Below are 6,506 nucleotides of genomic sequence, written 5' to 3' on the forward strand. Positions count from 1 at the left end.
CATCTCTATCCATCACACAGCCACACTGACAAACGTGTGTCCTCGTAGATAGAGTTTTCTTAACAACTTCACCACAGCTAGAGCATTCAAGGCTAGTATATTGTGGATTTACTGCCACCGTGACTCTCTTAAATACTTTGCCAAAATATTCAAGCCAGACACGAAACTGATACCAAGATGCGTCGTTTATTGACTTAGCTAAACAATGATTTCTCACCATGTTTTTAATTCTCAAATCTTCATAGGCTATCAAGTCGTTAGACTGAACTACGCACCGTGCTAATTTAATAGCATGGTCTTTACGTTTCCTACTTATTTTGAGGTGGCGTTTTCCTAAAACCTGTCTAGCTTTGCCCCGATTTTTTGAACCTTTGACTTTTCTGGAAACACGGCGTTGTGAACGTTTAAGAACCTTTTGGCCAATACGCAGAAATTTCGGATTCTCAACCATCACCCCATGAGAATCAGTGTAGTATTCTTTCAAACCTACATCTAAACCAATTGTATTTCCCGATGGTTCTATATTTTCTTGACGGTTGACATCAATACAAAATTGACAATAATAACCATCAGCCCGTTTTACCAATCTTACCCGTTTTATTTGGTTAATTTGGTAGAAATGGAGGTCACGAGTCCCTTTAAGTTTTAACTGCCCAATGCCTTTTTTATCAGTGAAAGTGATGGATTTACGATTCAAAGCCAGCTTCCATCCTGATGTTTTGTATTCAACAGAACGACAATCTTTTTGGAATTGAGGATATCCCTTCTGACCAGGAATGCCTTTCTTGCAATTATTATAAAACCGAGTGATAGCAGCCCATGCTCGTTCAGCAGAAGATTGTCTAGCCATTGAATTGAGTTCATCAGCAAAAGGGAAATTAGCCGCCAGTACAGCACAATATTTCTGCAAGTCGTTTTTACCTATACCTTGAACATCCATCCATAGCCGAATACAGCTATTACGAATGAACTGTGCAGTCCGAATTGCATCATCTATTGCTGTTAACTGAACTGATTTTCCGTAAGCTTTAAACTCAAAAACTAGCATCCTTTCACCTCCCATCCTATACTACTATAGTTGGTTGAAGATGGCTAAATGTATTGCGCCTTGCAAAATCTTGACGGTGGTTAAAACCACCTGAGTCGCTTTTCATCCCTTGTCTAAAAGCACATAAGGCATTGCTACGCAATGCTTACTCAGGGGCTTTCAAACTTCCCAGTCTTTCTTGTAATTGCTCTCCCTGGCGGTAAATTTCCTGAGCGTAGTCTGTCCAAGTCCCTTGTCCCCAATAACGAAAACAGCTAGTTTGTAATAAGAGATTATGTAATAGCAGTTGGCGGTATTGACTATCTTGAGTCAGATTTACACTGGATTGATCAGATAATAAATCGTCAAATTTCTCATGAAATAAATTGCTAAATTTGTACATGGGAGATAAAACATTTTCGTATCCTTGCACCCAACTAATATGATTTGTCCATGATGCCCCATCAATCTGAAAGTTGGGGTGATTTTTTTTCAGTTCTTGAATCGCATTTTCTACAGCATCCGGTTGATAATTACCTTCAGGAATTTGCGCCCAGATTTGATGTTGTCCACTTGCTTGACAGGGAGGAAAGTCTGCGGGCTGACAACCTGCGGCTGCTAATAATTCTAAATATTCTGTACCGCAAACACCAACAACACCAGTTTTACCTCCTCCATTTTGCACCATATCCCCCCAAGCTTGTTGAAAACCGCCGGGAAATTCGTTCATCATCACACCACCATTTTCACCATCACCTATTTGACTAACTATGGGAGGTACGACAACATCACCTAATTTTTGTTTAGATAAAGTTTTGGCTTCATAGTATGGCTGCATTTGGGCGACTAATTTAGTGTCTGAACCTTGGGTTTTAATCAATGCAGTAATACTAATTTCTTCTCCTTGGGAATTGCGAGCTATTAACCGATGTGGTAAATGTTTATAATTTAAAGGCTGACCATTAATTGTTTCTACGGTATGTTCTTGCACTAATAACCAACGATAACCACATTCTTTTAAGGCTTTGATAAATGCAAACAAGGTATCTGGATGGTTTGGTAAGTGCATTTCTGGAGGGGAAAATCCTTTGATTCTTGCTAATGCTTCCCAACCAAAAATTGCCGCAAAATAATGTTGCCAAGCGATAATGTGGAGTTTAATATCTGCTATGGGGGTGGAAGGGATGACAGCATGACTCCACATAGTCCCCAACCATTCTACATAGGGCTGGTAGGTAGGATTGCAGGTGATGCGTTTAAGATTATCTAGAATATCACTTCTGCCCATTTGTACCAGTCCCCATAAAAGATTACCAGAATAATCCAACATCACACGGGGATTACAGCCTTGTGCAACTAATTCAGGAATAAAATCTCCCATGCGACTATAACAATTAGCAAAAGGGGCAGCATTGTGGTTATCTCCTTCTTGTTGATGGGCAAACATATATTGTAAATTGCTGATCAATAAACCATTATTTCCCGCTGGGATAGTGGGTTGGTGCATATGTAGAGCGATCGCAAATACTGCATTAATATCTGCTAATTTCAGATTAGTCGTTGGTAAAAAAATAGGCTCATCGTGTTTAACTACAGTCAACACTTCTTTTTCCCAACCGCAGATATTTGGCAGATTATCAATAATTTCGGGTAACGTAGGGAGATTATCTGGTAATTTCAACATTTATAGCCCCTCAAAAATAATGTATAACTAAATGTTTAGAGTTGATGAGAATCTGTATTATTACAAATTGCCTCATACAATTCTGTATTTTCTTTATGTAGTTCCTTTATTATTTCTTGCAGCCGTAAACATTCATCGGAAGAAAAAGACTTGACTGTTGCAATATCTTTATGTTTTGTTATTCCACGCTTCATAGGGTACAAATTATGAGCCGGATCAAACCAGACAATATTGAACGTATTATTCCAAATGAAACCATGAATTCGCCCATAATTTTTGCCCAATCTTACTTCAAAAGCCCTTGAGGCTATTTCGCTAGCCTGATCTAGCGATGATTCTTCGTCTTTTGTTTGAACAAAAAGCTTATTCTTAATCTTGGCAATTATCTCATGAGGAAATGAATCCCTAATTGAAGTTTGGGAGTTAAAGATCGACTTAGGTAATAAACTAGGATGTGTTTGCTCAGTTATTTCCCTTTCTGTGCTGGATTCTATCCTTGATATGCAATCAAAGAATTTCTGATAATATTTGATTTCCATTCCATGAAAAAAGAACTCTTCTGAGTCCCAATCAAGGTAATTAAAGGAAACACGAAGACGCTCTTCTGCTACAGACTTTGCATCTTGATCCGCAATAGTATTAAACTTCTTTTTAGCCATTGGCTTTTAACTTAGAAGCGAAGTAATCACGCAAAGATTCTTTCGTAATTAAAGCATTGCTACCTTCTGATTCGTCCAAATCACCCCTTGCATCTAACCAAGGTCTTTCTCTATGGGTCATTGTGCTAAGTGCTGCTCCATCGTAGCGTCCATAAGCACTGACGATATCTTGTAAATATTCATAATCAATTTCATCTGGCTCAGATACATCCTCATCAATTGGATGCCACTTATATTGCTTGTACTTATAGTACAGATCATATATCACTGGACCATGCTGCCATGCCTGAAAATTTTCAGGAAATAACTCTTTTTTTTCAGCTAAAGCATACCCTTGTGCATAATAACACAATTTTTGCAGCTTCATTGGTGAAGGGCTTTCATCAAATAGGTCTCTGTGAATGGCGATGATTGCTTTTTGAACTTGATCTAATTCTTGTGAAATCATAATTTATTGATTTACCTCAAACACATACCATTGTACTATACAAGTAGTCAGGCAAAATTATTTTCACATCTTACTTCCCATAAATCAGGTTATAACCAGCATTTTTGGAGACTGATAGCGATATTTAAGCCATAAGCTAGGTAACCCCAACAATAGAAACCCTTGCAAAGCGTTCCATCAATAGTTACACTTTTTAGAATATTCTCATTTTTGTTTAGTAATTACCCAAACACTCAAACAGCTAGTTCTTGACAAAAGAACTCAAACTATGGTAGTGCGTCGGTATTGCCAAACTCAAAATCAGCAATAAAAAAACTCAGAGATTGTTCTCATTGGCGGTTTCCGTCATCTGTGAACCTCAGTAAGAAAATTGCCTTGTAAACATAACTATCCTGGAGGCTTGTAGTCAATGGGACTACCTTGGTATCGGGTACATACAGTCGTTCTGAATGATCCAGGTCGGCTGATTTCTGTACACTTAATGCACACAGCTTTAGTAGCTGGCTGGGCAGGTTCAATGGCATTGTACGAACTAGCCGTTTATAACCCTAGTGATCCAGTTCTTAACCCCATGTGGCGACAAGGGATGTTCGTACTTCCCTTCATGGCACGTTTAGGTGTAACCGAATCTTGGGGCGGTTGGAGCGTAACTGGTGGCACAGCAGTAGACCCCGGTTTCTGGTCATTTGAAGGCGTTGCTGCGGCTCACATCGTTCTTTCTGGTTTATTATTCTTGGCTGCCGTTTGGCACTGGGTTTTCTGGGATTTGGAACTCTTTCGAGATCCTCGCACTGGTGAACCCGCGCTAGATTTGCCAAAAATGTTTGGTATTCACCTGTTCTTATCCGGTTTACTTTGTTTTGGTTTTGGTGCATTCCACCAAACTGGATTATTTGGTCCGGGAATGTGGGTATCTGATGCCTATGGCATCACTGGCAGTATTCAGCCAGTAGCACCAGAATGGGGTCCGGCTGGATTTAACCCCTATAACCCCGGTGGCATTGTCGCTCACCACATTGCGGCTGGTGTAGTTGGTATTATCGCGGGTTTATTCCACCTGACAGTTAGACCTCCAGAAAGGCTCTACAAAGCCCTACGGATGGGGAATATTGAAACCGTACTTTCCAGCAGTATCGCTGCTGTCTTCTTCGCTGCTTTCGTAGTAGCCGGAACTATGTGGTACGGTAACGCTGCTACCCCAATTGAACTGTTTGGACCTACCCGCTATCAGTGGGATCAAGACTACTTCCGTCAAGAAATTCAGCGTCGTGTGCAAACCAGTGTTGCTGAAGGTGATTCTTTGACCGCAGCCTGGGCAAAGATTCCTGAAAAACTGGCTTTCTACGATTATGTTGGTAATAGCCCCGCTAAAGGTGGTCTATTCCGTACAGGACCAATGGTGAAGGGTGATGGTATTGCCGAGTCTTGGCAAGGTCACGCTGTGTTCACAGATGGTGAAGGACGGGAATTAACAGTTCGTCGTCTACCTAACTTCTTTGAAACCTTCCCAGTCATTTTGATCGATAAAGATGGTGTTGTCCGGGCTGACATCCCCTTCCGTCGGGCAGAATCTAGATATAGCTTTGAACAAACTGGCGTAACTGTCAGCTTCTACGGTGGTAATCTGAATGGTCAAACCTTTACAGATCCCGCTGATGTCAAGAAGTATGCCCGCAAAGCTCAAGGTGGAGAGATCTTTGAATTTGACAAAGAAACCTTGAACTCTGACGGTGTATTCCGCACATCTCCCAGAGGTTGGTTTACCTTTGGTCATGCTGTATTCGCTCTATTATTCTTCTTTGGTCACTTGTGGCATGGTTCACGGACAATTTACCGTGATGTATTTGCCGGTGTGGAAATTGAAGAAGAACAAGTTGAATGGGGTCTTTTCCAGAAGCTGGGTGACAAGACAACTCGTCGGAGAACGGAAGCTTAAAACTTGGATCAGGTGTGAAGTAGATTTTTCTACTTCATGCTTTTTCCCCGGTTTGGTAAACTAAAATTACTGGCTCAACAGGCAGGATCTGAAGAATATGGAAAGTGTTGCTTACATCTTGATTTTAGCCCTAGCAATAGGTGTACTCTTTTTTTCAATCGCCTTCCGCGAACCCCCCCGTTTTGAGAAGAAAGATAAGTAGTTAGTTATTCCCCATTTGTCAGGGAATATATGCTAATAATATCCGTTGTTACTGATAATAGTAGCAACGGATATTCCGTTTTAGGTATTAAACCCACATTCCGCACTTCAAAAAGTAGTATACAAAAACTACATTTACGATTTGAACCCAATCGAAGAAACTGAAGGTATACTTCAGCTTTTAAGTTTGAGGTTAAATCAGGATACTGATAACGTGGTTTCACTTCTCTACCGAATGCAAAATGAGGCTAAAGGTGAGATTGAATATACCAAAGCTACTGCGATCGCTCGCGTCAAAGATTTAGCACAACGAACTGCACTCCTGGAGGAGACGATAGCAGACAGTCTATCACTAACTCAGATTAACGAAAGAATTAAAGCAAGTCGTCAGGTAAATCCAGAACCACCTTCACTCAAAAACCGTTATAAGGAAGCATCGAGTCAATTACAAAAAGCTAAGGTTTGGGAAAATCCTAAAAAGCAAAAAGCCTTGGAAAAACTGCTGGCTCAAATAGAATTTTAGTAACCTAAGTTGCTAGTTATTATGATCT

At 40.4% G+C, this 6,506-nt stretch carries 7 protein-coding genes; 3 read left to right on the forward strand and 4 right to left on the reverse strand.

Annotated features, from left to right (window positions below; genetic code table 11):
- The 4 genes from FJR06_RS01330 to FJR06_RS01345 all read right to left on the reverse strand — a co-directional run.
- Positions 1-1,048 (reverse strand): RNA-guided endonuclease TnpB family protein (locus FJR06_RS01330; protein WP_168650457.1); only part of this gene is annotated, 1,048 nt, incomplete at its 3' end.
- Positions 1,049-1,193: 145 nt separating this feature from the next.
- Positions 1,194-2,711 (reverse strand): glycosyl hydrolase family 57, encoded by a 1,518-nt coding sequence (locus FJR06_RS01335; RefSeq protein ID WP_168650459.1) that lies wholly within the window; start codon positions 2,709-2,711, stop codon positions 1,194-1,196.
- Between the two features lie 35 nt (positions 2,712-2,746).
- On the reverse strand, positions 2,747-3,370 hold the full coding sequence (locus tag FJR06_RS01340; RefSeq protein ID WP_168650455.1) for a hypothetical protein: 624 nt from the start codon (positions 3,368-3,370) through the stop codon (positions 2,747-2,749).
- Complete coding sequence (locus tag FJR06_RS01345; RefSeq protein ID WP_168650461.1) at positions 3,363-3,818, reverse strand: Panacea domain-containing protein; 456 nt, start codon at positions 3,816-3,818, stop codon at positions 3,363-3,365. Before FJR06_RS01345 ends, FJR06_RS01340 begins: the two co-directional genes overlap by 8 nt.
- A 409-nt stretch (positions 3,819-4,227) precedes the next feature.
- Between FJR06_RS01345 and psbB the strand changes: the two genes are divergently transcribed.
- The 3 genes from psbB (at position 4,228) to FJR06_RS01360 (ending at position 6,478) form a co-directional block, all read left to right on the forward strand.
- Complete coding sequence (psbB, locus tag FJR06_RS01350) at positions 4,228-5,754, forward strand: photosystem II chlorophyll-binding protein CP47 (protein WP_168650463.1); 1,527 nt, start codon at positions 4,228-4,230, stop codon at positions 5,752-5,754.
- Positions 5,755-5,851: 97 nt separating this feature from the next.
- A complete protein-coding gene (locus FJR06_RS01355; protein ID WP_015083195.1) occupies positions 5,852-5,956 on the forward strand; it encodes a photosystem II reaction center protein T in 105 nt (34 codons plus the stop codon).
- Between the two features lie 141 nt (positions 5,957-6,097).
- Positions 6,098-6,478: a hypothetical protein gene (locus FJR06_RS01360; protein WP_254434370.1), complete on the forward strand. Its 381-nt coding sequence runs from the start codon at positions 6,098-6,100 to the stop codon at positions 6,476-6,478.
- Positions 6,479-6,506 lie beyond the last annotated feature (28 nt).

Source organism: Dolichospermum sp. UHCC 0352 (assembly GCF_009711925.1).
Taxonomy (GTDB): Bacteria; Cyanobacteriota; Cyanobacteriia; order Cyanobacteriales; family Nostocaceae; genus Dolichospermum; species Dolichospermum lemmermannii.